The 24,481-nt window shown below is 69.3% G+C and carries 25 protein-coding genes; 13 read left to right on the top strand and 12 right to left on the bottom strand.

From position 1 onward, the window contains the following. Positions 1–57 precede the first annotated feature (57 nt). The 5 genes from MRB58_RS09355 (at position 58) to MRB58_RS09335 (ending at position 5,596) form a co-directional block, all read left to right on the top strand. A complete protein-coding gene (locus tag MRB58_RS09355; RefSeq protein ID WP_244781447.1) occupies positions 58–1,350 on the top strand; it encodes an ActS/PrrB/RegB family redox-sensitive histidine kinase in 1,293 nt (430 codons plus the stop codon). A gap of 78 nt (positions 1,351–1,428) precedes the next feature. Next, complete coding sequence (locus MRB58_RS09350) at positions 1,429–1,992, top strand: ActR/PrrA/RegA family redox response regulator transcription factor (protein WP_305853227.1); 564 nt, start codon at positions 1,429–1,431, stop codon at positions 1,990–1,992. A 204-nt stretch (positions 1,993–2,196) separates the two neighbouring features. Continuing rightward, complete coding sequence (gene chrA, locus MRB58_RS09345) at positions 2,197–3,393, top strand: chromate efflux transporter (RefSeq protein ID WP_244781445.1); 1,197 nt, start codon at positions 2,197–2,199, stop codon at positions 3,391–3,393. Positions 3,394–3,452: 59 nt separating this feature from the next. Then, positions 3,453–3,938, top strand: a complete 486-nt coding sequence (locus MRB58_RS09340; protein ID WP_244781444.1) for an MmcB family DNA repair protein — start codon at positions 3,453–3,455, stop codon at positions 3,936–3,938. Positions 3,939–4,000: 62 nt separating this feature from the next. Next, complete coding sequence (locus MRB58_RS09335) at positions 4,001–5,596, top strand: helicase HerA-like domain-containing protein (protein WP_244781443.1); 1,596 nt, start codon at positions 4,001–4,003, stop codon at positions 5,594–5,596. 45 nt (positions 5,597–5,641) lie between these two features. On the opposite strand, the gene MRB58_RS09330 is transcribed toward MRB58_RS09335, so the two are convergent. From MRB58_RS09330 to MRB58_RS09305, 6 genes are all read right to left on the bottom strand, one after another. Beyond that, on the bottom strand, positions 5,642–5,866 hold the full coding sequence (locus tag MRB58_RS09330; RefSeq protein WP_244781442.1) for a DUF2093 domain-containing protein: 225 nt from the start codon (positions 5,864–5,866) through the stop codon (positions 5,642–5,644). A 4-nt stretch (positions 5,867–5,870) separates the two neighbouring features. Continuing rightward, positions 5,871–6,593, bottom strand: coding sequence for an aldolase (locus MRB58_RS09325; protein WP_244781441.1), 723 nt, complete (start codon positions 6,591–6,593; stop codon positions 5,871–5,873). Between the two features lie 92 nt (positions 6,594–6,685). Beyond that, a complete protein-coding gene (locus MRB58_RS09320) occupies positions 6,686–7,828 on the bottom strand; it encodes an esterase-like activity of phytase family protein (RefSeq protein ID WP_244781440.1) in 1,143 nt (380 codons plus the stop codon). Between the two features lie 77 nt (positions 7,829–7,905). Then, positions 7,906–8,361, bottom strand: coding sequence for an N-acetyltransferase (locus MRB58_RS09315; RefSeq protein WP_244781439.1), 456 nt, complete (start codon positions 8,359–8,361; stop codon positions 7,906–7,908). 151 nt (positions 8,362–8,512) lie between these two features. Beyond that, positions 8,513–8,797, bottom strand: coding sequence for a hypothetical protein (locus tag MRB58_RS09310; RefSeq protein ID WP_244781438.1), 285 nt, complete (start codon positions 8,795–8,797; stop codon positions 8,513–8,515). A 223-nt stretch (positions 8,798–9,020) separates the two neighbouring features. Continuing rightward, entirely contained in the window at positions 9,021–10,436 is a 1,416-nt protein-coding gene (locus MRB58_RS09305) for a TldD/PmbA family protein (protein WP_244781437.1), read from the bottom strand. A gap of 144 nt (positions 10,437–10,580) precedes the next feature. On the opposite strand from MRB58_RS09305, the gene sdhC reads away from it, so the two are divergent. The 5 genes from sdhC (at position 10,581) to MRB58_RS09280 (ending at position 14,285) form a co-directional block, all read left to right on the top strand. Then, positions 10,581–10,991, top strand: a complete 411-nt coding sequence (gene sdhC / locus MRB58_RS09300) for a succinate dehydrogenase, cytochrome b556 subunit (RefSeq protein WP_244781436.1) — start codon at positions 10,581–10,583, stop codon at positions 10,989–10,991. Continuing rightward, positions 10,991–11,434, top strand: a complete 444-nt coding sequence (sdhD, locus tag MRB58_RS09295; RefSeq protein ID WP_244781435.1) for a succinate dehydrogenase, hydrophobic membrane anchor protein — start codon at positions 10,991–10,993, stop codon at positions 11,432–11,434. The genes sdhC and sdhD overlap by 1 nt, the downstream gene beginning before the upstream one ends. Before the next feature lie 2 nt (positions 11,435–11,436). Next, entirely contained in the window at positions 11,437–13,248 is a 1,812-nt protein-coding gene (gene sdhA / locus MRB58_RS09290; RefSeq protein WP_244781941.1) for a succinate dehydrogenase flavoprotein subunit, read from the top strand. A gap of 74 nt (positions 13,249–13,322) precedes the next feature. Beyond that, positions 13,323–13,670 (top strand): hypothetical protein, encoded by a 348-nt coding sequence (locus MRB58_RS09285; protein WP_244781434.1) that lies wholly within the window; start codon positions 13,323–13,325, stop codon positions 13,668–13,670. Positions 13,671–13,862: 192 nt separating this feature from the next. Then, positions 13,863–14,285 (top strand): BA14K family protein, encoded by a 423-nt coding sequence (locus tag MRB58_RS09280; protein ID WP_244781433.1) that lies wholly within the window; start codon positions 13,863–13,865, stop codon positions 14,283–14,285. Between the two features lie 59 nt (positions 14,286–14,344). Here MRB58_RS09280 and MRB58_RS09275 read toward each other — a convergent pair whose 3' ends face one another. Together MRB58_RS09275 and MRB58_RS09270 are read right to left on the bottom strand one after the other, a co-directional pair. Next, positions 14,345–14,773 carry an EamA family transporter gene (locus MRB58_RS09275; protein ID WP_244781432.1) on the bottom strand — a complete coding sequence of 143 codons (429 nt, stop codon included), beginning with the start codon at positions 14,771–14,773 and terminating at the stop codon, positions 14,345–14,347. A gap of 62 nt (positions 14,774–14,835) precedes the next feature. Continuing rightward, a complete protein-coding gene (locus MRB58_RS09270) occupies positions 14,836–15,993 on the bottom strand; it encodes a glycoside hydrolase domain-containing protein (protein ID WP_244781431.1) in 1,158 nt (385 codons plus the stop codon). Between the two features lie 254 nt (positions 15,994–16,247). Here MRB58_RS09270 and MRB58_RS09265 point away from each other — a divergent pair, with 254 nt between their 5' ends. Further along, the gene (locus MRB58_RS09265) at positions 16,248–16,856 is read left to right on the top strand and encodes a 2-hydroxychromene-2-carboxylate isomerase (protein ID WP_244781430.1); all 609 of its coding nucleotides are present in this window, start codon (positions 16,248–16,250) and stop codon (positions 16,854–16,856) included. 63 nt (positions 16,857–16,919) lie between these two features. On the opposite strand, the gene cysN is transcribed toward MRB58_RS09265, so the two are convergent. The 4 genes from cysN to MRB58_RS09245 all read right to left on the bottom strand — a co-directional run bounded on the left by cysN (position 16,920) and on the right by MRB58_RS09245 (position 21,508). Continuing rightward, complete coding sequence (cysN, locus tag MRB58_RS09260; protein WP_244781429.1) at positions 16,920–18,821, bottom strand: sulfate adenylyltransferase subunit CysN; 1,902 nt, start codon at positions 18,819–18,821, stop codon at positions 16,920–16,922. After that, positions 18,821–19,726, bottom strand: coding sequence for a sulfate adenylyltransferase subunit CysD (cysD, locus tag MRB58_RS09255; protein WP_244781428.1), 906 nt, complete (start codon positions 19,724–19,726; stop codon positions 18,821–18,823). The genes cysN and cysD overlap by 1 nt, the downstream gene beginning before the upstream one ends. Before the next feature lie 86 nt (positions 19,727–19,812). Beyond that, the gene (cysQ, locus tag MRB58_RS09250; protein ID WP_244781427.1) at positions 19,813–20,622 is read right to left on the bottom strand and encodes a 3'(2'),5'-bisphosphate nucleotidase CysQ; all 810 of its coding nucleotides are present in this window, start codon (positions 20,620–20,622) and stop codon (positions 19,813–19,815) included. Positions 20,623–20,740: 118 nt separating this feature from the next. Then, on the bottom strand, positions 20,741–21,508 hold the full coding sequence (locus MRB58_RS09245) for a sulfite exporter TauE/SafE family protein (protein ID WP_244781426.1): 768 nt from the start codon (positions 21,506–21,508) through the stop codon (positions 20,741–20,743). 714 nt (positions 21,509–22,222) lie between these two features. Between MRB58_RS09245 and MRB58_RS09240 the strand changes: the two genes are divergently transcribed. Further along, positions 22,223–23,137, top strand: coding sequence for a cation diffusion facilitator family transporter (locus MRB58_RS09240; protein ID WP_244781425.1), 915 nt, complete (start codon positions 22,223–22,225; stop codon positions 23,135–23,137). 210 nt (positions 23,138–23,347) lie between these two features. Next, on the top strand, positions 23,348–24,466 hold the full coding sequence (locus MRB58_RS09235) for a sensor histidine kinase (RefSeq protein ID WP_244781424.1): 1,119 nt from the start codon (positions 23,348–23,350) through the stop codon (positions 24,464–24,466). Positions 24,467–24,481: the final 15 nt, after the last annotated feature.

Below are 24,481 nucleotides of genomic sequence, written 5' to 3'. Positions count from 1 at the left end.
GTGTTTTGGCAAGTTTGCCCGCCGTATGCGGCCGCGATCCGGGAGGTGTGGGGAAGAGTGATCGAAGGTACCGCCGTCCTCACCGCACGAGACCGGGTGGTCCGCGTCCGGACACTGCTCCTGCTGCGATGGCTCGCCATCCTCGGGCAGTTGACGGCGATCCTGTTCGTCGGCGTGTTCCTCGACTTCGACATGCCGCTCGCCGCCTGCCTGGGTCTCGTGGCCTTGTCGGCATGGTCGAACGTCTTCCTCCGCGTGAAATTCGCCGACAACCGCCGGATGACGGAAGGTTGGACCGCCGGCGTGATGGCGTTCGACATCGCCCAGCTCGCCTTTCAGCTAGGGCTGACCGGCGGATTGACCAATCCGTTCGCGTTGTTGCTGATCGCGCCGGTGATGGTTTCGGCGACGACATTGTCGGCCAGCCGGACATTTACGCTGGGGGCGCTCGTGCTTCTCTCGGCGACCATGCTGGTCGTCGCCCACGAGCCGCTGCCCTGGTACAGCGGCGAGCATTATAGCCCGCCGTTCCTGTTCATCGGCGGCATCTGGCTGTCGCTGGTGTGCAGCCTGATCTTCATGGGCAGCTACGCCTTCCGCGTCTCGGAGGAGAACCGCCAACTCGCCGACGCGCTGGGCGCGACCGAGATCATCCTGCAACGCGAGCAGAACCTGCACGCGCTGGACGGGCTCGCCGCGGCCGCCGCGCACGAGCTGGGAACGCCGCTCGCCACCATTCTGCTCGTCGCCAAGGAGATGGAGCGCGAGCTCGACCCCGAGAGCCCGCTCGCCGAGGACGTCGCGCTGCTGCGTTCGCAGACCGAGCGGTGCCGCCAGATTCTGGGCCAGCTGAAGAACCTCGGCGAGGACTCCGACAGCCCGCTGGTGCGCCTCAACGTGCGCACGCTGATCGAGGAGGTCGCCGAGCCGCACCGCGGTGTCGGCGTCGAGATCGACGTGGTCCTGCAAGGCGACATGGGGGACCAGCCGGTGGTGGCGCGCAACCCGGCGATCCACTATGGCCTCGGCAACCTGATCGAGAACGCGGTCGACTTCGCGGAGACGCTGGTTCGCATCACCGCGACCTGGAGCGAGGAGCGCCTCACCATCGTCATCTCCGACGACGGTCCCGGTTTCGCCGACGACGTGCTCGACCGGATCGGCGACCCGTACGTGTCGCGCCGGGGCGAGGATCAGCGGGGCGGGGGGATGGGCCTCGGCATCTTCATCGCCAAGACGCTGCTGGAGCGGACCGGGGCGACGGTGACGTTCGAGGCGCGCGGCGGGGCGACCGTCACCGTCACGTGGTTGCGGCGCACGCTGCGGGCGATGCTACCGGAGCGTCATTAAATTTTGCCCATCTTTCTGATGCCGGCCCATCCGGCGCCCTATTTAAGTCGGTGAAAGAGATAAACCGAGGGGATGAGCATGGATGCCATGCCGCAGGTCGCACCGACGAAGGCCGTGGACGGAACACGGCTGCTGATCGTCGACGACGATGCCGCATTCGGCCAGCGCCTGGCGCGGGCGATGGAGAAGCGGGGCTTCGTGACCGACGTGGCCGAGAGCGCACAGGACGCCGGCCAGCTGGCGGACCGCAACCCGCCGGACTATGCGGTGGTCGACATGCGCCTGGGCGACGGCAACGGGCTCGAGGTCGTGGAGCGGATCCGTCGCCGCAAGCCGGATGCGCGGGCCGTGATCCTGACCGGCTACGGCAACATCGCCACGGCGGTGACCGCCGTGAAGCTCGGCGCGGTCGACTATCTCGCCAAGCCGGCGGACGCGGACGAGGTGTTCTCGGCGCTGACGCGCGAGGGCGCCGAACGGCCGGAGCCGCCGGAGAACCCGATGTCGGCCGACCGGGTGCGCTGGGAGCACATCCAGCGCGTCTACGAGATGTGCGACCGCAACGTCTCCGAGACGGCGCGGCGCCTCAACATGCACCGCCGCACCCTGCAGCGCATCCTCGCCAAGCGCGCCCCGCGCTGATCCTGCAGCGGCGCGCGGGCGCCGCGCATCGTCCCCGGCGCCGCCGTGCTACGGCGCCGTAGTCCGCGGCCGTCTCGCACGATGACGCCGCCCGCTCGCCGACGAGCGGCGGCCGACGCGCCGCGCCCGCTTCCTTCCTCAGTCGCTCCGATCCGTCATCGCCCTGTTATCTTCTGCCGCGATGCGGGAGGGGGGAGGACGCCGATGACTGAGGACGACCGGGCCATCGACCCGCGGCAGGGCCGCGCCGTGGAAGTTTTCGCGGCGTTTCTGCCACTCGGCTTCACCGCGTTCGGTGGGCCTGTCGCGCACCTCGGCTTCTTCCGAACGGCGTTCGTGGAACGGCGCGGCTGGCTGGGCGACGCCGCCTACGCCGACCTCGTGGCCCTGTGCCAGTTCCTGCCGGGGCCCGCCTCCAGCCAGGTCGGTATGGCGATCGGCCTGCAACGGGCCGGCTATCTCGGCCTCCTCGCGGCATGGACCGCCTTCACCCTCCCCTCGGCCGTCGTGCTCGCCGCGTTCGGCATGCTGATCGCCGTCGTCGACGTGGGTGCGGCGGCGGGCTGGCTCGTCGGCCTCAAGGCGGCGGCGGCGGCAGTCGTCGCCCACGCGCTCTTGGGCATGGCCGCCAGCCTCGCCGCGACGCGCGAACGGGCGGTGATCGCGGGGGCCGCTACGGTCGCGATGCTGGTCGCGCCGGCGCCGCAGCTGATGCAACTCGGCGTGATCCTCGCCGGCGCGCTGGCGGGACTGGCGTTGCCGGTGCCCGAGGCGGCCACCGAGGACCACACGCCACGCGCGCCGGTCGGTCGGCGCCTCGGCGCCCTGGCGCTGGCGGGGTTCTTCCTGCTCCTCGTTCTCTTGCCGGCCCTCGCCGCCTGGGGGCCGGCGCTCGACCTGCTGGACCGCACCTACCGTGCCGGCGCGCTGGTGTTCGGCGGCGGCCACGTCGTGCTGCCGTTGCTGCAGGGGGAGATGGAAGGGCTCGTTTCGCCGGACGCCTTCCTCGCCGGCTACGGTGCCGCGCAGGCCGTACCGGGGCCCCTGTTCACCTTCGCCGCCTTTCTCGGTGCCGTCGCCGAACCGTTCGGCGGGCCGGCCGGGGCTGCGGTGGCGCTGATCGGCATCTTCCTGCCGTCGGTGCTGCTGGTGGTGGGCATCATGCCCTACTGGGACGCCCTGCGGCGGGCGACCTGGGCACGGCGGGCGCTGGCGGGGGTCAACGCGGCCGTCGTCGGCCTCCTGGCGGCGGCGTTCTGGGATCCCGTGATCGTGCAGGGCGTCCGCACCGACGGCGCGTTGGCGCTGGCGGTGGCGGCGTTCGTCGCTCTGCGCCATCTCGCGGTGCCGCCATGGGCGGTCGTGGCGGCGGCCGGCGCCCTCGGCGGCGCACTGCTCTAGGGGTTGCGCGGGGGGCCGCGGTGGGGCTTCATGCACCGTGCTGCAGCCGGGTTTGTCGTATGCCGCTCCTCTCCGTGTTCGATGTCGCGCCGATGGTCGACGGGCGGCAGTCGCCATCCGCCATCAAGGTTCGCCGCGGCGCCGCGCGTCTGCTGCGCGACCTCGGCTTCGCGGTCGTGCCGGAGCTGATCCTCTCCGACGGACGGCGTGCCGACCTCGTCGGCATCGGCGTCGACGGTGAGATCGTCATCGTCGAGATCAAGTCTTCGGTGGCCGACTACCGTGCCGACGACAAGTGGCCCAGCTACAAGCGCGCCTGCGACCGCTTCTTCTTCGCCTCGCTGCCCGAGGTGGGGGACATCTTCCCCGCCACCGAGGGCCTCATCATGACCGATGGCTACGATGCCGCCCTGGTGCGCGAGGCGGTGCCGCACCGGCTGACGGCGGCCACCCGGCGGGCGCTGCACCTGCGCGTGGCGCAGACCGCGGCGCGGCGCCTGCACGAGCTGGAGGACCCGCAGCCGAAGGTGTCGCTCGCGGTATAGAGACTTGCAGAACCGGTCCGCCGCCGCGCAACATACCGCAGCGGGGAGACGAGGCGGGGCCGATGACCATCCTGAGCGACAGCGCCGTCTACCTCGGCACCGCAGATGCGCCGCAATACCTGGCGCTCGAGATGGCCAACCGGCACGGCCTCGTCACCGGCGCCACCGGGACCGGCAAGACGGTGACGCTGCAGATCCTGGCCGAGGGCTTCTCGCGCGCCGGGGTGCCGTGCTTCTGCGCCGACGTCAAGGGCGACCTCGCCGGCCTCGCGATGCCCGGCGAGCCGAAGGACTTCCTGCTGAAGCGGGCCGAGGCCATCGGGCTCGCCGCGGAGTATGCCTTCGAGGCGACGCCCGCCGTCATGTGGGATCTCCTCGGCCAGCAGGGGCACCCGATCCGCACCACCGTCACCGAAATGGGGCCGTTGATGCTGGCCCGGCTGCTGGAGCTGACGGAGGTGCAGGAGGGCGTCCTGGCGGTCGCCTTCAAGCTGGCCGACGACCAGGGCCTGCCGATCCTCGACCTCAAGGACCTGCGGGCCTTGATGGTTCATGTCGCCGACCATGCCGACACGCTCTCGCGCGACTACGGGCTGGTGTCGGAGCGGTCCATCGGCGCCATCCAGCGCGCGCTGCTGACGCTGGAGCAGCAGGGCGGCAACCGCTTCTTCGGTGAGCCGGCGCTCCGGATCGCCGATCTGATGCGGGTGGAGGGCGGGCGCGGCGTGGTCAACGTGCTGGCGGCGGACCAGCTGATGCGGAGTCCGCGCCTCTACGCGACCTTCCTCCTGTGGCTTTTGTCCGAATTATTCGAGACGCTGCCGGAGGTTGGCGATCCGGACAAGCCCAAGCTGGTCTTCTTCTTCGACGAGGCGCACCTGCTGTTCGACGGTGCCCCGCGCGCACTGATCGACACGATCGAGACCGTGGCACGGCTGATCCGCTCCAAGGGCGTCGGCATCGTCTTCGTCACGCAGAACCCGCTCGACGTGCCGGAGGTGGTGCTGGGGCAACTCGGCAACCGCGTGCAGCACGCGCTGCGGGCCTACACGCCCCGCGACCAGAAGGCGGTGCGCGCGGCGGCGACGACATTCCGGCCGAACCCGGCGCTCGACACCGAGCGCGTCATCACCGAACTCGGCGTCGGTGAGGCGCTGGTGTCGACCTTGGGGCCGAAGGGCGTCCCGTCCATGGTGGAGCGTACGTTGATCCGCCCGCCATCGGGACGGATGGGACCGATCACGCCCGAGGAGCGGGCGGGGTTGATGGCGCGCTCGCCGGTGGCGGGCGTCTACGACGAGGCGGTGGACCGTGAGAGCGCCTATGAGATCCTCGCCGCGCGGACGGCGGCGGCGGCGGACGCGGCCCAATCACCCGACGTTGAGGCACCCGACGGAGAGGCACCCGACCGACCGGCGCCCCGGGCCCCTCCGCCCGTGGAGGAGCACGAGCCCGGCGCGCTGCGCAAGGTGTGGTGGTTCCTGTTCGGCGGGCCGAAGCGGCGGCGGCTGACCTCGGCGCAGAAGGCGGCGCGAGGGGCGGCGCGATCCGCCGCGGCTGAGGCCGGCGAGCAGATCGGCCGCGCGCTGGGCGGCACGACGGGGGCGAAGATCGGCAAGTCGATCGCCCGCGGCGCTCTGGGAAATCTGCTGCGGTAGGCGGCCGGCCGGGTCGCGACCGGGGGCGCCGCCGCAGCGGGTCCGTCAGCGCATGCGGCGGGTCATGAAGGCCTGGTGGGCGGCCGTCGCGTCGGCATAGGGTTCCTGATCGTCCACGCTCCAGTAGCGCAGCTCGGCGAGCGGGATCGGCCGGCCGGTCACCGCGCAGCGCACGAAGGCGCCGGGAGAAAGAACCTGGAAGTCACCGTCCAGGTATCTCAGTGTCGCTTCGGCGCCAGGACGCCCCGCCATCATTTCGTGCCTGTTCATTCCCTCACGCCGCACCAGAGGGCGGGTGCATCCGCTTCAGAACGCGGAAATGCTCGTCCGCCTGTACCTGCATCACCTGTCGCATCTGCCGCGCAGTATGCTCCACCATGTCGTTCGGCATCAACTTCAGCTCAAGCCCGGTCGACATCGCCAGCACCTGCTGACGCGCCGCCCGCTCCAGATAATAGAGATCGTCGAACGCTTCCGCCACGGATGCACCGCAAACCGTCACCCCGTGGTGGGCCAGAAAGAAGATGTCGGCCCCACTATCATGGCGCGCTGACCCGGCGATGGCCTCGCCCTCGTCCTCGTCGAGCGCCAGACCGCCGAACTCGGTGACGTAGACGATGCGGCCGGAGAAGCGGCAGGCGGTCTGGTGTGCCATCTCCAGCTTGCCGCCCTCCACCATCGTCAGCGCGGTGCAGTGGGGCATGTGGGTGTGCAGCACGGCGGCGTGGCGCGGATTGGCGCGGTGCGCGGCGACGTGGATGTATCGCGCGGTCGCCTCGACCTCGCCGTCGCCCTCCAGCACCCGGCCGTCCCCGTCGATCAGCAGGAGGTCGCCGGGCTGCATTTCGGACCAGTGGATTCCGTAGGGATTGATGAGATAGCGCTCCTCGCTCCCCGGCACGGTGACCGAGAAATGGTTGCAGATCCCCTCGTTCAAATCCATGGCCGCGGCGACGCGGAAGGCTGTGGCGAGATCCTCGCGCAACGCGTCGATCATGGGGCGCCCCTTTCGTTTCTTGTTGGCCGCCGGCTCGCGGCCGGCGGCCAATATTTCCATGGGGCCATGGCGCCTTGCAATGGCGCCGCGCGTCAGTCGGCCGGGTTCACCGCGAAGACGAGGAGCTGATTGTCGCGCTCGCCGTCGTTGTCGTTCAGCATGATGAGGCTGCGGCGGCCGTCGGCGAGATCCGGGCCGAAGATCAGCGCTTCGTAGGAGAGGACGCCGTCGACGCCGTTGTCGGCCGCGACCAGCGTGTCGAGGTCCAGCACCAGGCGCTTGGTGACGGGGGTGAACTCGGCCTCGGCGAGGGAGGCGACGTCGCGCACGTCGGTGGCGTCCGCAAGGCCGATCTCGAAGATCTTGATGTTGCGGCTCGGCGGGGTGGTGCCCGGCGTGTCCGGCCACTCGCGTTCCAGCGCCAGCAGGGTGGTGTCGTCGATCGCCAGCAGGTCGACCAGCGAGTTGGCGCCGTCGCCGGAGGTCGTGTCCTCGCGCGGGGAGACCTCGTAGACGTACTCGGCCGCGGCGGCGAAGGTATCGCCGTGCGGGACGTAGCGGATGATGCGGGCATGACCGGTGGCGCCGTCGCCGGACTTGGAGGACGGGCCGTCCTGCACCAGCGTATCCTCGGGCGCGGCGAAGAGGGCGGAGCCGTCCGGCGCGAAGGTCAGCGACTCGAAGCCGGCCGAGCCGAAGATGCCCTGCGTCAGCGCGCCGGCCGCGGTCTGGCCGCGGGTGTGGTCGTACTTGTCGTTGATCGCCACCTCGCCGATCGGCGTTCCGTCGGTCTTCGCCTTCAGCATGAAGACCGGGGTGTTGGTCCCGCCGCGGCTCTCGGACACCCAGTAGACGACGTCCGCCTCGGGATCGTAGGCGATCGCCTCGGGATCGAGGCTGCCGTCGGCCCAGGTCCCGTCCGCCGTGTGCGGGTTCCGGAACTGCCGGCGCTCCCGCCAGGCGAGGGTCGGCGCCGTGCCGTCCTCGCCGATGTCGATGGTGAGCACGTAGAAGGGCGCGGCGTCGGTCACGTCGGAGATGCCGAGGTAGGTGTCGCCCGCGAGGTGGGTGAGGCCGGAGATGCCGACCACCGGGCCGCCGTCGAACGGCTGCGAGAACGGGACGACCGCCTGGCCGACCAGCTCCAGCGAGCCGACGGTCTGGGCCCCGGCGGGGGCGGCGGTGAGGAACGAGGCCGCGAGGAGGGCGGCGGGAGCGAGAGGAGAGCGAGCCATCACGGGGTCCTTGGAGCGTGGTTGCCGTTGGCCCTGGTTCCTACGGTCCTTCTATGACACCCGTTTTGCCTCCCGCCTCAGTCCAGGTCGCGGCGCATCGTGGCCATGCCGGCACGGCGCGACAGCTCCTCGTAGCCGGCGTCCTGGTAGACCTTGAGCGCCGGGGCGTTCTCGGTCTCGACCTTCAGGCTGAGCGAGAGGGCGCCCAGCTCGCGCGCCATGTCCTCGGCCATTCCGGCGAGGGCGTGGCCGGCGCCGCCGCGCACCTCCGGCGCGACGTAGACGTAGGCGAGGTGGCGCACCTCCGGCCCGACGCCGATGCGCAGCGCGAAGAAGCCGACCTCGCGGCCGGCGTCGTCGAGCAGGTAGTAGGACGCGTCGTCGGGCTCGGCGAGCCACTTCTCCTGCCACTCCAGCGGGTCGAACGGATGCTTGGCGCTGGGATTGACGCGGGCGAGGTCGTCCGCGTCGGTCAGGAGGCGTGTCAGCGGGGTGAGGTCGAACGGGGCGTTCGGCCGGATGGACAGCGTCACGTCGGGGCCTCGTGCGGTTGAGCTGTTGGCTTTGGCGTGTCTCGTGGGCGCCTCGCACAACAGGCCGGGTCGACGCAACCGCCGCGGCGCGGTGGCCCCCCGCGCCCGTCCGCCTTCGGCCCCGTCACCGCCGAGAGCGGCGTGGGCGGGATCAGGCGCCGGGGCGGGGCGGGGCGCCTGAGACCAGCTCGCGCTCGGCGTCGAGGGCGTTTCGCAGGCCGCGGCCGACGAGCCAGTAGGCGGTGGGCAATGCGAGGGCGGCGGCGACGATCCAGCCGAGGATCGCCGAGTGGACGGCACTGCCGGCAAGCCACGCGGCCGCCGCCTCCATGGGGAGGACCATCACGGCGATGAAGGAGAGGCCGGCGAGGGCGTTGAGCCAGACGACGAAGGGCCGGGGGGAGACTGCCGGCAGGACGGACGACGAATCGACCATATGGTGTAGACCGCTGTGCAGAGGGGGCGCCGCCCGCGGCACAGACGCATGGCGGCTGCGGATAATTCGGTGCGAACCGCGCGCGGCGCAAGCGGCGCCGTCACCCCGACGATGTGCCACGGCGCCGCGGGTCGATGGCCGGCGGCGGGCCGCGGCGGCCGGGGGCCCGCCCCCCTGCGCGCGGGGGTTGGTCAGACGTGGTCAGGCGTGGGGTCAGGCGTGGTCAGGCCTCCGTGCCGCCCACGGTCATCGCGTTGATGCGGATGGACGGCTGGCCGACGCCGACCGGAACCCATTGGCCGGACTTGCCGCAGGTGCCGATCCCGTCGTCGAGCGCCATGTCGTTGCCGATCGCGGCGATCCGGGTCAGCGCGTCCGGGCCGTTGCCGATCAGCATCGCGCCCTTCACCGGCTCGCAGATCTTGCCGTCCCTCAAGCGGTAGCCCTCGGTACAGGAGAAGACGAACTTGCCGGAGGTGATGTCCACCTGGCCGCCGCCGAACGAGACCATGTAGAGCCCGTCCTTGACGCCGGCGCGGATCTCCTCGGGGTCGGTGTCGCCGCCCTTCATGATGGTGTTGGTCATGCGCGGCATGATGGTGTGCGCGTACGACTGGCGGCGGCCGTTACCGGTCGGCACCATGCCCATCAGCCGTGCATTCTGCCGGTCCTGCATGTAGCCGACGAGGCGCCCGTCCTCGATCAGCACCGTCTCGGACGACGGCGTGCCCTCGTCGTCGACGGTGATCGACCCGCGGCGGTCGGGGTGGGTGCCGTCGTCGACCACGGTGACGCCGGATGCGGCGACCTTCTCGCCCATCAGCCCGGCGAAGGCGGACGTCTTGCGGCGGTTGAAGTCGCCCTCCAGGCCGTGGCCGACCGCCTCGTGCAGGAGGATGCCGGGCCAGCCGGGCCCGAGGACGACGTCGAACGTGCCGGCCGGAGCGGGTACCGCGTCGAGGTTGACGAGCGCGCGGCGCAGCGCCTCGTCGACGGCGCGCCGCCACGAGGCCTCGGCGATGAAGCGGGCGTAGGGCTCGCGTCCGCCGGTGCCGTAGTTGCCGGTCTCCAGGCGGTCGCCGTCGCCGACCATGACGCTCACCGAGAAGCGCACCAGGGGGCGAACGTCGGCGATGGTCAGCCCGTCGGGCCGCAGGATGTTGACCACCTGGCGCTCGGCCGCGAGCGAGATCGAGACCTGCCGCACGCGCGGATCGCGGCCGCGGGCGTAGGCGTCGATGGTGGTGAGGAGGGCGGCCTTCTCGGCGAAATCGGGCGCGGCGATGGGGTCGAGGTCGGCGTAGAGGCGGCGGTTGGTGCCCGCGGGGGCGACGTCGAGCGTGCCGGCGTGGTTGCGCCCGACCGAGCCCACCGTGGCGGCGGCGCGCACCAGCGCGGCCTCCGAAACGTCGGACGAATGCGCCACGGCGACGGCCTCGCCGGCGACACCGCGCAGGCCGAAGCCGTCCGACACGTCGAACGCGGCCGATTTCATGCGGCCGTCGTCGAAGACGAGGCTCTCGGCGGTGCGGTGCTCGAGGAACAGCTCGCCGTCGTCCGCGCCGGCCAGCGCGTCGGCCACGATCCGCTCCGTCCGGGCTGGGTCCAGGCCGTGGCGCTCGAACAAATTGTCGGTCATCGTGCGTCCTCGCGGGTTGGGTTGTGATAAAGGTGGCCGCTCGCACGGACCGCGGCAAGCGGCTGAATCGAATGGGATCGCGGTTTGCTTTGACCCTAGAACCATTCGAGGCTAGTCAAGTCGCGGAATGCCAGGGGGAGCTTCATGGCGAGCGCAGACACCGAGGTGAGCCGTCGGCCACGGCCACTTTCGCCGCACCTTTCGATCTATCGGCCCATCGTGACGATGGTGATGTCGATCATGCACCGCGTGACCGGCATGATGAACGTCGCGGGCCTCGTTCTGGTCGTGATCTATCTGCTGGCGCTCGCCGGCGGGCCGGAGTCCTACGAGTGGGCCAACGGCATCTACTCCTCCTGGCTCGGCCGCATCGTCCTGGTGGCCTTCACCTGGTCGCTGATCCATCACATGCTGGGCGGCATCCGCCACTTCGTCTGGGACACCGGCCACGGCTTCGGCGACGTCCGCTACGACCTCGCCCGGCTGACGATCTTCGGGTCGATCATCCTCACCACCGCGCTGTGGTCGCTGATCGTCGTGCTGGAGGTGATCTGATGCGCAGCCCCCTCCACAAGTCCGGCGAGGAGTTCGGCGCCGACCGTACGCCGCTGAAGACCATCCGCCACCTCGGTTCCGCCAAGTCCGGGACCGAGCATTTCATCCAGCAGCGCCTCACCGCGCTCGCCAACATGGTGCTGGTGATCGTCCTCGCCGTGGTGGCGATCATGCTGTCGGGGCGTGACTATGCCTCCGCCGTGGCGCTGGTCGGCTCGCCCTGGGTCGCGGTGCCGCTGGGTCTCGCGATCATCTCGGTCGCGGTCCATATGAAACTCGGGATCCAGGTGGTGATCGAGGATTATGTCCACGGCGGGATGGGCATCGTGCTGATGCTCCTCAACACCTTCTTCGCGGTGGCGATCGCCGCGACGGCTATTTTCGCGATCGTGAAGATCATGCTCGCCGTTCTGACCGGCGGCAGCGTCGAGACGGGGGCTTGAGTATGGCGACCAACGGCAACGGGGCCACCGGCCCGGCCTACAAGGTCATCGATCACGAGTACGACGTCGTCGTCGTCGGTGCGGGTGGGGCGGGTCTTCGCGCCGTGGTCGGCTGCGCCGAGGCGGGCCTCAGGACCGCCTGCATCACCAAGGTGTTTCCGACCCGCTCGCACACCGTCGCGGCGCAGGGCGGCATCTCCGCCGCGCTCGGCAACATGGGCCAGGACGACTGGCGCTGGCACATGTACGACACCGTGAAGGGGTCGGACTGGCTGGGCGACCAGGACGCGATCGAGTACCTGTGCCGCAACGCGCCGCAGGCCGTGTACGAGCTGGAACACTGGGGCGTGCCGTTCTCGCGCACCGAAGAGGGCAAGATCTACCAGCGCCCCTTCGGCGGCATGACGACGAACTACGGCAAGGGCACCGCGCAGCGCACCTGCGCCGCCGCGGACCGCACCGGCCACGCCATCCTGCACACGCTCTACGGCCAGTCGCTGCGCCACTCGGCCGAGTTCTACATCGAGTATTTCGCGCTCGACCTCATCATGGACGAGGGCCAATGCCTCGGCGTGATGGCGATGTGCCAGGAAGACGGCACCATCCACCGTTTCCGCGCGCAAAAGACCATCCTCGCCACCGGCGGCTACGGCCGCGCCTACTTCTCCTGCACCTCGGCGCACACCTGCACCGGCGACGGCAACGCCATGGTGCTGCGCGCCGGCCTGCCGCTGCAGGACATGGAGTTCGTGCAGTTCCATCCGACCGGCATCTACGGCTCGGGCTGCCTCATCACCGAAGGCTCGCGCGGCGAAGGTGGCTATCTCACCAATTCCGACGGTGAGCGTTTCATGGAGCGCTACGCCCCCTCGGCGAAGGACCTCGCCTCGCGCGACGTCGTCTCACGTTCGATGACGGTGGAGATCCGCGAGGGACGCGGCGTCGGCAAGAACGGCGACCACATCCACTTGCACCTGGAGCACCTCGACCCGGCGATCCTCGCCGAGCGGCTGCCGGGCATCTCCGAAAGCGCCAAGATCTTCGCCGGCGTCGACGTGACCAAGGAGCCGATCCCGGTGCTGCCGACGGTGCACTACAACATGGGCGGCATCCCGACGAACTTCCACGGCGAGGTGCTGACCAAGGTGAACGGCGATCCCGACACCGTGGTCCCCGGCCTGATGGCGATCGGCGAGGCGGCGTGCGTCTCGGTCCACGGCGCCAACCGCCTCGGCTCCAACTCGCTGATCGACCTCGTGGTCTTCGGCCGTGCCACGGCGCTGCGCTGCGCCGAGACGGTGACCGCCGGCGAGTCGCTCCCTCCCTGCCCGGATCGCGCGACCGAGCCGGCCCTGTCCCGCCTCGACCATTTCCGCCACGCGAACGGCAGCACGCCGACCGCCGAGCTGCGCGACCAGATGCAGCGGACGATGCAGAACAACTGCGCCGTGTTCCGCACCGGCGAGGTGCTGGAAGAGGGTCACGAGCTGATCCACAAGGTGGCCGGCGGCGTGACCGACATCCAGGTCAAGGACAAGACGCTGATCTGGAACACCGATCTCCTGGAGACGCTGGAGTTCGACAACCTGATCGGCCAGGCCGTGGTGACGATGGACTCCGCGCTGAACCGCCAGGAGAGCCGCGGCGCCCACGCCCGCGAGGACTTCCCCGAGCGCGACGACGCCGAGTGGATGAAGCACACGCTGGCCTTCCTGTCGGACGACTACAAGGTGCAGCTGGAGGACCGGCCGGTTCACGCCTACACCCTGTCCAATGCGATCGAGTACATCGCACCGGCCAAGCGCGTGTACTAGATAGGGATCGGGCGCCGGCTCGTCGGCGCCCGTTTCCGGCGGGCCCGCCCGCCACGATCGGGAGGCCACCATCCATGCGCACGCTCACCGTGACCGTCGCCGCAGCCTTCCTGGCCGCAGCCCTCAGCCCCGCCGCGGCCGACCCCGACGACGCGGACCCCAAGATCAAGTCCTGGGTCGGCGGCCGTCCGGTGTGGCAGCAATATTCAGGCTATCCCGCCCCCGACCCCGCCCTGAGCACCGACGCCTACCATATCGACCAGTACGGTAACAAAATACCGAACGACGCGGGCTTCTCGCTGTTTGGGCCGCTGGGGGCGAACCTCTTCGGCAACACCGCGGGGCCGGTGATCCGCAGCCTCATCCCCTCGCAACGGTACGACGGGCCGGCGGGCCCCCGCGTCAATTCGGCGCCCCGCTAGGCCGCCGTTTCTCGGGGCGTTCGGCCGGTCCGGCGCGCGGTGCGCCGGTACCCTGCGAACCGGCGATGCAACCATCGTGATCTCGGCCGCGTTGTCTGTGCCTAACTCAATATCGATCAGCCGATGGCGTGTTCAGCTGGCGTTCAGCTTCTGAATTCGTGTTCGACGGTCGAGGTATAGTGAGGTATCGAGATGCGTAAGTTCATGGCAGGTGCTGCCGCAGCGGCACTGATGATGTCCGGCGTCGCCACCGTGACCACGGCGTCGGCGGATCCGGGTCCCCGTGTCTACCACAATGGTGGCGGTAAGGGTCACCATGGGGGCAAGCACTACCGCGGCCACCGGTACGACGGCCATCGCGGCGCCCGCTACTACGACCGCGGCTGGGACAACGACGACAATTGGGGCGCGGCGGTCGGCGCCGGCGTGATCGGTGCCGCGGCCGGGGTGATCGCCGGCAGCGCGCTCGCCAACAGCTCGCAGCCCCGCGTGGTGCAGACGGTGCCGTCCGGCAGCACCCACGCCCAGCGGTGCGCCGCGCAGTACCGGTCCTACGACCCCCGGACCGACACTTACGTCACCTACGGCGGTGATGTCCGGCGCTGCCCGCTCTAAGGCGGTCGGCGCATGAGAGACCGCGAAGGCGTCGGCTTCGGCCGGCGCCTTTTCGCGTCTCAGCCCTTGTAGGCGACGAGAATCGCGCCGGCGCCGATCAACGCCACGCCGGCCCAGTTGGGCGCACTGAGATGCTCGCCCAGGAAGACCACGCCGAACACCGCGACGAGCACGACGCTCAACTTGTCGATCGGCGCGACGCGCGCCGCGTCGCCGATGGCGAGGGCGCGGAAGTAGCACAGCCACGACGCGCCCGTCGCCATTCCCGACAGCACCAGAAAGACGTAGCTGCGCCCGGAGATTCGCGCCAGACCGCCCAACTGACCGCTGACCGTGACCATCGCCGCCACGATGGCGAGGATGACCACGGTGCGCACCAGGGTGGCGAGATCGGAGTGGATCCCTGCGACGCCGACCTTGGCGAAGATCGCCGTCAGCGCCGCGAACACGGCCGCCAGTACGGCCCAGAGCTGCCAGGATTGCGTCATCGAAGGCTCCCGCGGTGTTTCGCCGAAAGCGGATGCACGGTGGGTGCCGGCCGGCGTTCGCCTCAGCGGCACTGCGCCGCGCGGCGCGCGTCACGCTGGTGGATCCACTGCGGCTTTTCATTGAAGGTGGACGTCAGGTTGGCGGAGGCGGTCCAACCGTCGAACGTGCCGTCGTCGTCGTAGTCGACCTCGGTCGCGTCTCCACGGGTGCGGCCGATGCGGGCGGCATTGGCGTAGTCCACCGTGTCGGAATGGCTGACGGTGCGTCCGCCGCGGCAACGCCGCTCGCTGGAAATCAGGTCGCGCGCGCCCGAATTGGCCTCCTTGCGGATGCGCGCGTCCCCGTTGCAGGCGAAGCGCCGGGCGACGTAGATCGAGCGCGTGCGCTCCGGCGGCAGCTGAAACAATCCACGGTGTGTCCAGAAGCCGAGCGACTGCTCGGCGAAGCGCGCGTTCTTGACGTTGACGTCCAACGGCAGGCCGGGCTTGCAGGCGCCGGGCGTTCCACCGAACCACTCGAGGTTCACGCCGCTCTGGAAGAGGTGCCAGCGGCCCGTGTTGTGAAACGCGGTGGTGCCGGGGTAGGCGCGCGAGGCCGACAGCCAAGCGACGCGGATGAGCCGCTTGTCCTGCAGGACCTCCAGCGCGTCGCCGTTGCCGTAGGCGCCCAGGATGTAGCCCGCCCGGTCGAGGTGGGACTTGATCTCCTCGAAGTAGCGGATCATCGCGCGTTGGGTGGCGATGTCGGTCTTGGAGAAGGCGATGTCGACACCGAAGAAGATCGTCGTGCCGGTGGGCTGGCCGACGGCTTTCGCCTGCGCGATGGCGGCCTTGGCATCGAGTGCGCCTTCGTCGTCGGGCGTGCGTTCGCGGGTGGTGGGGCGGCAATCGGCGTCGGGCAGCGGCTTGCCGTTGCGGTCCTTGCCGACGAACTTGTTCTTCGAGTCGTTGTTGAACTGGTAGATCGAGAGGATCGCCATGCCGGCGCCGGTGATCCGGTTGACCTCGCTGTCGGGGTCGCGGCGGTCGCCCTGGTCGATCAGGCGCTTGGAGGGGATGTGGCGCTCGGGCTGCGGGCAGCGGGCGTAGTAGCGGCCGATCACCAGGACGCCGTTCTCGCGCAGCTGCGGGATGTAGTCGCGGGTGTCCCAGGCGGCGTCGATGATGGCGGCACGGGGGTCCGCGGCGTGGCTCGCCGTGGTGAGCCCGAGGGCGAGCATGACCGCGGCCACGCGAAGGGCGCACCGCCGAACTGTTGCCGAGCGTATCTGCATGGCCGGGACGATGCCGAGCAGCGCGTCACCCGTCAAGGATGCGGCCGCGCCTCACGCAGGTTTGTCCCGCGGGCGGCGGCACGTGCTGTGGCACCCATACTTGATCGCACGCGCCAGACGGATCAACCTCGGCCGACGGCTGCGCGACGCAGCTCGGACAACTGACACGCGCCGGCCGGTCCGGCGCATAGGGAAGCGCCATGGCCATCCGATTCTTCTTCGATTTCTCCTCCTCCTACTCGTACCTGACCGCCATGCGGATGGAGGCGCTCGCCGACGCGGAGGGCATCGAGGTGGTCTGGACCCCCTTCCTCCTCGGCCCGATTTTCGCCGAAGCCGGCCTCGGCGGCACGCCGAACCTCTCCTCGGAGGCGAAGGGGGCGTTCATGTGGGAGGACCTGGCCCGGCGCGCGGCGCATCGCGGCCTGCCGTTCGTCAAGCCGGACGTGTTCCCGCAGAAGAGCGTCGCGGCGGGCCGCGCCGCGCTGGCGTTGGAGGGGGCCGAGCGTGCCGCCTTCACCCGCGCCGTCTTCCACTGCGAGTGGGGCAAGGGCATGGACATCGGCCAGCCCGAGACGCTCGCGGAGGCTGCGCGTGCGGCCGGGCTCGATCCCGAGCGCGTCGCCGCGGGGGCGACCAGCGACGCGGCGAAGGCGGGGCTGTTCGCCAACGTGGCGGCGGCGAAGGCGGCGGGCGTGTTCGGCGCGCCGACGTTCGTCACCGAGGACGGCAGCCGCTTCTGGGGTGACGCGCAGCTGCGCGACGCGTTCGGCTGGGAGCGCGCCGGCACCCTCGCCGACCTCGCCTGAGGCCGAAACGCGACAGGCCGCCCCGAGGGACGGCCTGCCGTATTCAGCCGCGGGCGCGCAGGATCACTCGATGATGCCGCGGGCCTTGAGAAGGTCGACGATCCGCTCGGCATGCGCCTCGGGGTCGCCGGTCGTGGTGTCGATCGAGATCTCGGCGTGCTCGGGCGCCTCGTAGGGCGAGTCGATGCCGGTGAAGTTCTTCAGCTGGCCCGAGTCGGCCTTCTTGTAGAGGCCCTTCGGATCGCGGCGGCGGCACTCCTCGATCGGCGTGTCGATGTACACCTCGAGGAACTCGCCCTCGCCGACCAGCTCGCGCGCCATACGCCGTTCGGAGCGGAACGGCGAGATGAAGGTGACGCACACCAGGAGACCCGCGTCGACGAAGAGCTTCGCGGTCTCGGCGACGCGGCGGATATTCTCGACGCGGTCCGCGTCGGTGAAGCCGAGGTCGCGGTTGAGGCCGTGCCGGACGTTGTCACCGTCGAGGATGTAGGTGTGACGCCCCATGGCCGAGAGGCGCTTCTCGACCAGGTTGCCGATCGTCGACTTGCCGGAGCCGGAGAGACCGGTGAACCACAGGATGGCAGGCTTCTGGCCCTTCATGGCCGCCCGCGTCTCCTTGTTCACGTCCGTCGCCTGCCAGTGGATGTTGGTGGCGCGGCGCAGCGCGAACCAGACCATGCCGGCGCCGACCGTCGCGTTGGTCAGGCGGTCCACCAGGATGAAGGCACCGGTGTCGCGGTTGGCCTCGTAGGGGTCGAAGGCGATGTCGGCCGACAGCGAGACGTTGCAGAACCCGACCTCGTTGAGGCCCAGGTCCTTGGCGGCGAGGTGGTCGAACGTGTTGACGTCGATCCGGTGCTTGATCTCGGTGACGGAGGCCGAGACGGTCTTGTTGCCGATCTTCAGGATGTAGGGCCGGCCCGGATAGAGCTTCTCCTCGGCCATCCAGACGATGTGCGCGGCGAACTGGTCGGCGACCTCCGGGCGGTGCGACGGCGGCACCAGGATGTCCCCGCGCGAGACGTCGATCTCACGGTCGAGCACGACGGTGACGGCCTCGGAGGCGCCGGCCTCGGCGAGGTCGCCGTCCATGGTGACGATGCGCTTGACGATGGCGTCCTTGCCGGAGTTGGCCACCACCACCGGGTCGCCTGGCCGCAGCTTGCCGGACGCGATGGTGCCGGAGAAGCCGCGGAAGTTGAGGTTCGGGCGGTTCACCCACTGGACCGACATGCGGAACGGGCGCTCTTCCAGGTCCGACTGGACCTCGACGGACTCGAGGTAGTCCAGCAGCGTCGGCCCCTGGTACCAGCCCATCTTCTCGGAGCGGGCGATGACGTTGTCGCCATAGCGGGCCGAGATGGGGATCGCCTGCATGGTGTCGAAGTCGAAACCGTGGGCGAACTTCTCGAACTCGGCGCGGATCTCGTTGTAGCGATCCTCCGAGAAGTCGACGAGGTCGATCTTGTTGACGGCCAGGACGACGTGACGGATGCCCAGCAGCGAGACGAGGAAGGCGTGCCGCTTGGTCTGGATCTGGATGCCGTTGCGCGCGTCGACCAGCAGCACGGCGAGGTCGGCGGTCGAGGCGCCGGTCGCCATGTTGCGCGTATACTGCTCGTGGCCGGGCGTGTCGGCGACGATGAACTTGCGCTTGTCGGTGGTGAAGAAGCGGTAGGCGACGTCGATCGTGATGCCCTGCTGCCGCTCGGCCTCCAGGCCGTCGACGAGGAGGGCGAGGTCGATGTCTTCGCCGGTGGTGCCGTGGCGGCGGCTGTCACGCTCGACGGCGGCGAGCTGGTCCTCGAAGATCAGCTTCGACTCGAAGAGCAGGCGCCCGATGAGCGTCGACTTGCCGTCGTCCACCGACCCGCAGGTGATGAAGCGCAGGAACGACTTCTTCTCCTGGCTCGCCAGGTACTCGGAGAAGGCTTCCGGGCTGAGGTTCTCGGCAACGGACATCAGAAGTACCCCTCGCGCTTCTTCTTCTCCATGGACGCGGCCTCGTCATGGTCGATCAGGCGGCCGGACCGCTCGGAGGTGCGGGCGATCAGCATCTCGGCGACGATTTCTTCCAGCGTCGCGGCCGGGCTCTCGACCGCGCCGGTCAGCGGGTAGCAGCCGAGGGTGCGGAAGCGGACCATCCGCATTTCGGGCGTGCGGCCCTCCAGCGGGAAGCGCTCGTCGTCGACCATCAGGAGCTGGCCGTCCTGCTCCAGCACCGGGCGCTCCTTGGCGTAGTAGAGCGGCACGATCTCGATGTTCTCCAGCATGATGTACTGCCAGATGTCGAGTTCGGTCCAGTTGCTCAGCGGGAAGACGCGGATCGATTCGCCCTTGGCGACGCGGCAGTTGTAGAGGTGCCAGAGCTCGGGGCGCTGGTTCTTCGGGTCCCAGCCGTGGTTGGCGGTGCGGAAGGAGAAGACGCGCTCCTTGGCGCGGGACTTCTCCTCGTCGCGCCGGGCGCCGCCGAAGGCTGCGTCGAAGCCGTACTTGGTCAGCGCCTGCTTCAGCGCGTCGGTCTTCATCACCTGGGTGTGGTACGACGAGCCGTGCGTGAAGGGGCCGACGCCCTGCTGCACGCCCTCTTCGTTGGTGTGCACCAGGAGTTCGAGGCCCAGCTCCTTCACCTTGCGGTCGCGAAACTCGATCATCTCGCGGAACTTCCACGTCGTGTCGACGTGCATCAGCGGGAAGGGGGGCTTCGACGGGTAAAAGGCTTTCATCGCAAGGTGCAGCATCACTGCCGAATCCTTGCCGATAGAATACAGCATCACCGGATTGCGGAACTCGGCCGCCACCTCGCGGATGATATGGATCGACTCGTCTTCGAGTCGCTTCAAGTGCGAGCCGCGATCAACGGCCATAACGCTACTCCATCTTCATTCAGCACGAGGGGCGACGCGTCCCCTCCATTTCACAGCAAGCAAATTATGGGATGCAGGAGCCTATATTACGACGCTTTTGCGAGTGCAAAAGGGTCGAAGGCGGCGGCAGCCACGAAATGCGGGTTGGCGTAGGCCCCGGTCGGGGTCTCGGTCTTGCCGTAGGCGAGCGGCGCGCCGTCGAGGGTGTAGACCTCGCCGCCGGCCGCCTTCAACACGGCGTGACCGGCCGCCGTGTCCCATTCCATCGTGCGGCCCATGCGCGGGTAGAGGTGGGCCGTGCCGTCCGCCACGCGGCAGAACTTCAGCGAGGAGCCGAAGGAGAGGAAGCTGTCGACCTCGAAGCGGTCGATGAATTCTTTGGTCTCGTCCGTCAGGTGCGACTTGGAGGCGACGACCTTGAGCGCCGCCCCCGGCGTGGCGACGGAGATCCGCCGCGCGCCGGCCACGGCGCCGCCCTCGATGCGGGCATGGTGGGCGCCGGTCTCGTCGGCCCAGTAGACCTCGTCCAGCGCCGGGCACAGGACGACGCCGGCCACGGGGCGGCCGCCGACGATGCGGGCGATGTTGACCGTGAACTCGCCGCTGCCGGAGATGAAATCCTTGGTGCCGTCCAGCGGGTCGACGAGCCAGAACTCCTCGCCGACCTCCGGGATGTGGCCGGCGGCCACCGATTCCTCGGCGATGACGGCGGTGACGCCATGCTCGGCGAGGCGCTTCAGGATGATCGCTTCCGCGGCTTCGTCGGCGGCCGTCACCGGCGAGCCGTCGCCCTTGGTGCGGGCGTCCTGCCCGTTCGGATCGTAGAACGGCAGAATAGCGGCGCCCGCTTCGATGGCGATTGAGACGAGCGTAGATCCTGAAAGGGGTGACGTCATGGGGGCTCCCAATTTCACCTGACGCCTATACGACCGGATTGTGCGGTGCAATCCAACCAGAGCATTCCCGCCATACGCAAAAGTTGATCGTCCGCGAGATCTTCAACCGGCGGACGGGTCATCCGCCGAGGCCGCGGCGCACCAGGTTGAGGCCGGCGATGACCAGCACGGCGAGCGTCGCCTGGCGGAAACGGGACTGATCCATCTTGTCCGACACGCGGCGCCCGACGAGCATGCCGACGAGCGCCGGGACGACGAGCAACGCCGAGAACGGCGCGGTCTGGGCGTTCAGGACGCCGGAGCCGATGTGCGCCGTGGTGAGCACGACGGCGCCGATGCCGTAGACGATCCCCTGCACGCGGAGCTGCTCGACCTTCGGCGTGTCCATCGAGGTGAGGTAGATGACCGTCGGCGGGCCCCAGACCCCCGAAACGCCGCCGATGAGCCCGGCGACCGTGCCGAGCGCGAAGCTGACCGCCCCCTGATGGCGCGAATGGAAGGCGATGCGCCGGCCGGTGAGCTGGATGAGCGCGAAGATCGTCACCGGCACGCCGATGGCGAGATAGAGCACCTGCGCCGGCAACAGGTTCACCATTTGCGCCGACAGCATGATGAAGACCGAGACGATCGCCACATAGCGCCAGTGCGTGCGCGCGGCATCGAGCGCGGCGGCGACGCCGTCACGGAAGGCCTGGGCGAGGTTGGCGATGAGGGTCGGCAGGATGAGCGCCGCGAGGGCCAGCTCCGGCGCCAGGAAGGAACCGAGGCCGGAGACCATGACCATCGGCATCGCGAACCCGACGGCGCCTTTGACGAAGCCGGCGAGGAGGGTGACGCCGAGGACGGCGAGCCAGATGGAGGTCGGAAAGTCGAATTGGGAGAGCATCGGCGCAACATCGCATGCGGGGCGGAGGGCGTCACCGCGGCCGGGCGCGGAGGCTCGTCGCCCAGAGTTTCGGCAAATCCGGCAGTGATGTGCGCAATTCTAGGCAGTCACGGGCGTCAACGGGCTGGCGCGGCGGTACCCAGGCGAGTTGTCACGGCGCGGGAGCGATCGAAGGTGGGCGCCAAGGCGCGGTTTGGTGCAGGGGAATGTTCAGAAATTGAACCGGAGCATTGGACCAATGCTCAAAAAGGCGCGACCGGCTGGAGGGCCGATCGCGCCAAACGTGTTGCTCTTTTTTATCACGTCGGCGCGCCTTTGGCTGCACCGACGTGTCCGTTTGAACGGGGCTTCCTCCCTAGACGGTTCTGACGACCGTTGATTTGCTGTGTGGCATATCTGCCAAGCTATGCGCAAGAGGCAGATGAGCGTCCTGGGATACGAATAGCATGACTGACTGTCGGTTCACGCATCGCTGAAGCGCATATTGGAAAAATCCAACGACGAGGCCGGCGGCGGAGGCGCCCACAACCGCACTATAGAGGGGCATTCGAACGCCACGACGCGACGGCGCCCCTCACGATGCATAATCCCAAAATAGGGTGCGACATTCCGTCGCAACACTCGCGTCGGCGAGGCCGCGCGCGCCACGTGAGTCGCGTGTCGGGCCGTGCAAAGGTCGACGGACGCCCGGAATTCGACCACGGCCGGAGGCACATGGGACACGACCACCACCACCATGCGCATGGTGCGAGTGACGCCGGCGATGCCCGAATCACCGGGGCCATCGCCGTCAACGTACTCTTAACCGTTGCTCAAATTGCGGGCGGTCTCGTCTCGGGCAGCCTCGCCCTGATCGCCGACGGACTGCACAATCTTTCCGACGCCGCGTCGCTGATCATCGCCTTCGTCGCTCGCCGGATCGGGCGCCGCGGATCCGACGCGACGATGACCTTCGGATATCGCCGCATCGAGATCGTCGCCGCCCTCGTCAACTACACCACCTTGATCGTCCTCGGCCTCTACCTCGCCGGCCAGGCGGTCGAGCGGTTCTTCGACCCCCAGCCGATCGACGGGTGGATGGTCGTGTGGATCGCCGGCTTCGCGCTCGTCGTCGACGTCGTCACCGCGTTGCTGACGTTCGCGCTGGCCAAGGAGAGCATGAACATCCGCGCCGCCTTCCTGCACAATGTCGCCGACGCGCTGGGCTCGGTCGGCGTCATCGTCGCCGGAACGCTGGTGATCCTGTTCGGCTGGTGGGTGATCGACCCGATCGTCACTCTCGCCATCTCCGGCTATATCCTGTGGATGTCCTTCGCCGAGATCGGCGGCGTCATCCGCATCCTGATGCTCGGCAGCCCGCCGGGCATCGCCACCGAGGATGTGCTCGCCGCCGTCCGCACGGTCGACGGCGTCGACAACGTCCACCGCGCCCGCTTCTGGCAGGTTCACGAGGAGGCCTATGCGTTCGACGCCCACATCGTCGTCCTCGGCGGGGCGTGGGGCGAGGCGGACGCGATCAAGACCCGGGTGAAGACCCTCCTGGCCGACCGGTTCGAGATCCACCAGTCGACCCTGGAGCTGGAATGCGCCGCCCACGCCTGCGACCCGGCCCCCACCATCGGCACCTAGCCTTTCGGGTCGCCGCGGCCCACCCGATCGGCGGGGTAGCGCCCCCGGATGGGGCGGCGCCATCGCCCCATGGTCGCGACCCGGACTGTAGAGCCTGATTTATCGTCCAAAGCGTGAAGACAGCCCGCTCTTCCGAAATGGATCGAGGCATACATGCTGGCATTGGCGCGAACGGGGTGCTTTGTAGCCTCCGAACACATGAGTGCACACGTGACAGCCCAGACAGACGTGGCCGCCGCCGGCCGGCGCAAGGCGCTCGAACAGTACGAGATCCTCGACACGCCGCGCGAGAGCGAGTTCGACGAGATCGCCGAGCTGGCCGCGGCGATCTGCGAGGCGCCGGTCGCGCTGGTGAGCTTCGTCGACACCGACAGGCAGTGGTTCAAGGCCGAGGTCGGCTTCGGCTGCCGGCAGACCCCGCTCGACCAGTCGATCTGCCGCTATGCCCTCGGCGAGGCCGATATCCTCGAGATTCCCGACACGCGGCTCGACCCGCGCTCCATGCACAACGCGCTCGTGGTGGACGGCCCCAAGGTCCGCTTCTACGCCGGCGCGGTGCTGCGCTCGTCGGACGGCGTCGCGCTGGGCACCCTGTGCGTGCTCGACGTGCGGCCGCGGACCTTGACCGACCTGCAACGCAAGACGCTGCGGACCCTGGCGCGCCAGGTGGTGCGCGAGATGGAGCTGCGCCTGTCCCTGCGCCTGCAGGACGTCCTGCGGCGCGAGATCGACCACCGCGTGAAGAACCAGCTCCAGTCCGTCGCCTCGTTCGTGCGACTGAAGGCCGGGCGCGCGCCGAACGAGGCCACCCGGCGCGCGTTGCAGGAGGTCTCGCACCGCATCTCGGCCGCCGCGCTGCTGCACGAGGAGCTCTATTCGCTGGACAGCGGCGACGAGGTCGCGCTCGACCGCTACATGGACAAGCTCGGCCGCTTCGTCGCCGCGTCGGCGCCCGAGGGCGTCGCGCTGGTCGTCGAGGTCGATCCGGTGCGGGTCACTCCGGCGCAGGCCGCGTCGGTGGCCGCCATCGTCAACGAGTTCGTCACCAACGCCTTCAAGCACGCTTTTCCCACGGGTCGCGCCGGCCGCATCCTGGTCGTGGGCCGCGTGGGGCAGGGGGAACTGGTGGTGCGCATGTCGGATGACGGGGTCGGGTGCGACGGACCGCTCGCCAGCGGCGGCATCGGCATGCGGATCATGTCCGCCGCCGCCGAGAAGGTGGCCGGCACCCTGGCGTTCGACACCGCGGGCCCCGGCGTCGCGCTGACGCTGGCGATGCCGCTGGTGCGGCCCGCCATACCCGCGCGCCTGGGTCGCTCGGGGGGCTGACGCCGGCCCCAGCCG

It is taken from the genome of Acuticoccus sp. I52.16.1 (assembly GCF_022865125.1).
Taxonomy (GTDB): domain Bacteria; phylum Pseudomonadota; class Alphaproteobacteria; order Rhizobiales; family Amorphaceae; genus Acuticoccus.
Note: the sequence above shows the minus strand (reverse complement) of the source record. Positions and strands in the feature narration are given on the sequence as shown.

What these genes read in the sequence shown, in the direction of transcription:
- MRB58_RS09350 (WP_305853227.1), top strand. Translation starts at nt 1,429, where the DNA reads ATGGATGCCATGCCGCAGGTCGCACCGACGAAGGCCGTGGACGGAACA.
- chrA (WP_244781445.1), top strand. Translation starts at nt 2,197, where the DNA reads ATGACTGAGGACGACCGGGCCATCGACCCGCGGCAGGGCCGCGCCGTG.
- MRB58_RS09340 (WP_244781444.1), top strand. Translation starts at nt 3,453, where the DNA reads ATGCCGCTCCTCTCCGTGTTCGATGTCGCGCCGATGGTCGACGGGCGG.
- MRB58_RS09335 (WP_244781443.1), top strand. Translation starts at nt 4,001, where the DNA reads ATGACCATCCTGAGCGACAGCGCCGTCTACCTCGGCACCGCAGATGCG.
- MRB58_RS09330 (WP_244781442.1), bottom strand. Translation starts at nt 5,866, where the DNA reads ATGAACAGGCACGAAATGATGGCGGGGCGTCCTGGCGCCGAAGCGACA.
- MRB58_RS09325 (WP_244781441.1), bottom strand. Translation starts at nt 6,593, where the DNA reads ATGATCGACGCGTTGCGCGAGGATCTCGCCACAGCCTTCCGCGTCGCC.
- MRB58_RS09320 (WP_244781440.1), bottom strand. Translation starts at nt 7,828, where the DNA reads ATGGCTCGCTCTCCTCTCGCTCCCGCCGCCCTCCTCGCGGCCTCGTTC.
- MRB58_RS09310 (WP_244781438.1), bottom strand. Translation starts at nt 8,797, where the DNA reads ATGGTCGATTCGTCGTCCGTCCTGCCGGCAGTCTCCCCCCGGCCCTTC.
- MRB58_RS09305 (WP_244781437.1), bottom strand. Translation starts at nt 10,436, where the DNA reads ATGACCGACAATTTGTTCGAGCGCCACGGCCTGGACCCAGCCCGGACG.
- sdhC (WP_244781436.1), top strand. Translation starts at nt 10,581, where the DNA reads ATGGCGAGCGCAGACACCGAGGTGAGCCGTCGGCCACGGCCACTTTCG.
- sdhD (WP_244781435.1), top strand. Translation starts at nt 10,991, where the DNA reads ATGCGCAGCCCCCTCCACAAGTCCGGCGAGGAGTTCGGCGCCGACCGT.
- sdhA (WP_244781941.1), top strand. Translation starts at nt 11,437, where the DNA reads ATGGCGACCAACGGCAACGGGGCCACCGGCCCGGCCTACAAGGTCATC.
- MRB58_RS09285 (WP_244781434.1), top strand. Translation starts at nt 13,323, where the DNA reads ATGCGCACGCTCACCGTGACCGTCGCCGCAGCCTTCCTGGCCGCAGCC.
- MRB58_RS09280 (WP_244781433.1), top strand. Translation starts at nt 13,863, where the DNA reads ATGCGTAAGTTCATGGCAGGTGCTGCCGCAGCGGCACTGATGATGTCC.
- MRB58_RS09275 (WP_244781432.1), bottom strand. Translation starts at nt 14,773, where the DNA reads ATGACGCAATCCTGGCAGCTCTGGGCCGTACTGGCGGCCGTGTTCGCG.
- MRB58_RS09270 (WP_244781431.1), bottom strand. Translation starts at nt 15,993, where the DNA reads ATGCTCGCCCTCGGGCTCACCACGGCGAGCCACGCCGCGGACCCCCGT.
- MRB58_RS09265 (WP_244781430.1), top strand. Translation starts at nt 16,248, where the DNA reads ATGGCCATCCGATTCTTCTTCGATTTCTCCTCCTCCTACTCGTACCTG.
- cysN (WP_244781429.1), bottom strand. Translation starts at nt 18,821, where the DNA reads ATGTCCGTTGCCGAGAACCTCAGCCCGGAAGCCTTCTCCGAGTACCTG.
- cysD (WP_244781428.1), bottom strand. Translation starts at nt 19,726, where the DNA reads ATGGCCGTTGATCGCGGCTCGCACTTGAAGCGACTCGAAGACGAGTCG.
- cysQ (WP_244781427.1), bottom strand. Translation starts at nt 20,622, where the DNA reads ATGACGTCACCCCTTTCAGGATCTACGCTCGTCTCAATCGCCATCGAA.
- MRB58_RS09245 (WP_244781426.1), bottom strand. Translation starts at nt 21,508, where the DNA reads ATGCTCTCCCAATTCGACTTTCCGACCTCCATCTGGCTCGCCGTCCTC.
- MRB58_RS09240 (WP_244781425.1), top strand. Translation starts at nt 22,223, where the DNA reads ATGGGACACGACCACCACCACCATGCGCATGGTGCGAGTGACGCCGGC.